General features: G+C 54.8%; 3 protein-coding genes. All 3 read left to right on the forward strand.

Annotated features, from left to right (window positions below; translation table 11 throughout):
- Positions 1-154: 154 nt before the first annotated feature.
- Positions 155-1,012, forward strand: a complete 858-nt coding sequence (locus Q0349_RS11470) for a hypothetical protein (protein WP_298081111.1) — start codon at positions 155-157, stop codon at positions 1,010-1,012.
- Positions 1,009-1,185, forward strand: coding sequence for an Arc family DNA-binding protein (locus Q0349_RS11475; protein WP_298081112.1), 177 nt, complete (start codon positions 1,009-1,011; stop codon positions 1,183-1,185). The genes Q0349_RS11470 and Q0349_RS11475 overlap by 4 nt, the downstream gene beginning before the upstream one ends.
- 1 nt (position 1,186) lies before the next feature.
- The coding region (locus tag Q0349_RS11480; protein WP_298081113.1) for a hypothetical protein at positions 1,187-1,782 on the forward strand (596 nt) is incomplete at its 3' end.

The following is a 1,782-nucleotide window of genomic DNA, read 5'->3' on the forward strand; positions in this document are numbered from 1 at the left end:
GTCCCTACGACATGTACGCCTGGACGGTATGGACGCAGCACGATTGCGACCTGTTCCGTGTCGGCATTCCGATCGCTTTCGTACCGCTCGGCATTCCGGTAACGCCGCCGGTGCCGGAATAAAGAAAATGGCTTCACCACAAGGATATTGGCATATGAGCGAATCTATATCTGGCATGGCATGGGTATCTGCAAGTTCATTTCCGCTAGCGATGGTTTTTTATGCGATCAGCGGATTCATTCTTGCCTACAGTGAACGTTTTGATTTGGCTACATCAGCCGGTTCAACCCGGAACGTACAGAAAATAAAACTGTCAATTACAGGCAAGATTCTTTTGATATTTTCCACACTGTTTATGGTGCTTTCTCTGGTGTCGGCAATTACTGGAGTTGTATTGTTTTTCCAGAGCATTACGGGTGGTCTGTTGGAAATGGTACCGATAGTTCTTTCGATAATTGCAACCATCGCGCTCTCACCCTGGTTTTCAAAAGTTGTCGAATCATATCGTCCATCTGATTTATATGATGCATATAAGGAGGAATATAGTGAATCGGTTGACCCTGATGTGCAGCAAAAGAACAACCACGCCTTGTGGGAGAAGCTGCATCAGCAGTTACCGCAATTCCTGATTGGCGGTGTTTTCTGCCTGGCGACAGCCAATGCGCAGCATCGCTGTGAATTCCTCAGTTTGCTGTCCACCCTCGCCACCGCCGAAGACTGCCGCGACGTTTGGGGCTATTTCCACGGGCATCCGTTGCCCCATGTGCGTGCATTCCACCAACGGCTCTGCACCGAATTCGACGGTGCGGATTATGACGACCCGATAGTGCAGGATGCGCTGACACGGCTGATGCGAGAGGCAGGCATGTACGGCTGGCTCGTCATGGGGCAGGTAGCTATGCCGGAGGATGCGGATAACTGGCACAGCGGTTTTGCCTATGCCGAGACGTTTGGGCAGGCGCTGGAGGACTTGCTGCGATGGGCCGAACGGGCGCGGGAGGCACAGGCATGAGTAATTCCGGCAAAAACAGCGGCAGCTGCCGCCAACACCAGGCCTTTCTTTTGCGCCTGCCCCGGACGCTGAAAGAGCAGCTGAAGCAGCAGGCAAAAGCCAATCACCGCTCGTTGAACAGCGAGATTATTGCCCTGCTGGAAGGTAATGGCGAAGGATGTAGCGGGAACTGACATGACAACGAACGATACAAAAGCTATCACCATATACACCCAGGATGATTACCGCCGGCTCTGTGAGCGTCTCGACGATGACACCGTAGCTGCCTTGCTGCACGCGCATATTGATGCATTCGCTGCAGACGGCAACCGGCAACTGCTGAATCGTCTCACCGAGGCGATGCGCATTGCCGGAGAGATGGAAAAAGCCGGTCGCAACGGACATCCCGATCCGGCAGAACAGGCACGCCGCGTGCACTGGGACTGCCAGTTCACCGTGCTGCAACAGCAGGCGCGCATGGCGCATTGCGAGATCGTCAATGCCGACAATGCCGCCGTCTCGCGTCTGACGCGGCAATGCGAGAAGAACGGTAGCTGCGACACGGCAATACCGTCACCGCACGATGATGGCTATGGTTTTACCGCTGGCTTGCGGGACATCCCGCTGAACACGAGCCAAACTGCCCTGCTGTGGCGGATGGCGCTGCTGACCATCGCGGAGATAGCGGACATTGCGCCGGAGCTGGCTGCAATCTATCTCAACGGTACCGGTGGTGAACACCTGGGCCGGGCACTGGCAGAAAAAACGGTCTATCAGGTAACGGTGGTATC

It is taken from the genome of uncultured Cardiobacterium sp., from assembly GCF_938028185.1.
Lineage (GTDB): Bacteria > Pseudomonadota > Gammaproteobacteria > Cardiobacteriales > Cardiobacteriaceae > Cardiobacterium.